This is a genomic window from Vibrio sp. 1078-1, from assembly GCF_033340475.1.
This window is the reverse complement of sequence record NZ_JAWOWM010000820.1, coordinates 1-534: the sequence shown is the minus strand read 5'-3', so window position 1 is coordinate 534 and position 534 is coordinate 1. Positions and strand designations below refer to the sequence as shown.

The 534-nt window shown below is 46.3% G+C and carries 1 pseudogene; it reads left to right on the top strand.

Annotation, left to right across the window (positions count from 1 at the left end):
• Window positions 1–505, top strand: a pseudogene (locus tag R7190_RS30265) (nuclease); the annotation flags it as partial.
• Window positions 506–534: the final 29 nt, after the last annotated feature.

The following is a 534-nucleotide window of genomic DNA, read 5'->3' as shown; positions in this document are numbered from 1 at the left end:
CTCGAAAGAGAAATACGGACGTGATATCTACACAGCGGGTTACACCACAATCAACGGTGGTGAGTTGCAAGTTGAGCAAACGCAAATCAAACAAGGTTACGGCCTGAACAACCTTAATACCTTGCTGCATGGCACAGACACGTTCTCGTACACCTATTCTGGTGAGTTGGGCAATTTAGACCACGCCTTGGCAAGCAACAGCTTGGCGCAAAAAGTGGTAGCGATTGAAGATTGGCACATTAACTCACTAGAAAGTAACTTGTTTGAGTACGGCAGCAAATACACAGGTGACATGCCGAAATACAACGACGCGTTCTCGGCATCTGACCACGATCCTGTGATCATCGCGATTGATTTACCTGATACGGATATCGATTTACCGAAAGCGGGTGAAAATTTAGCGGTAGATGTACGTTTGCCACCAAACGCGGTTGCAGGTGACATCGTGACTGTTAGCTTAACCGTCACAAAACAAGCTACCGCTGTAAGTAGTGACGCAAAAGCTTAATCAGCGAGCAAGACTTTAGATCAAAC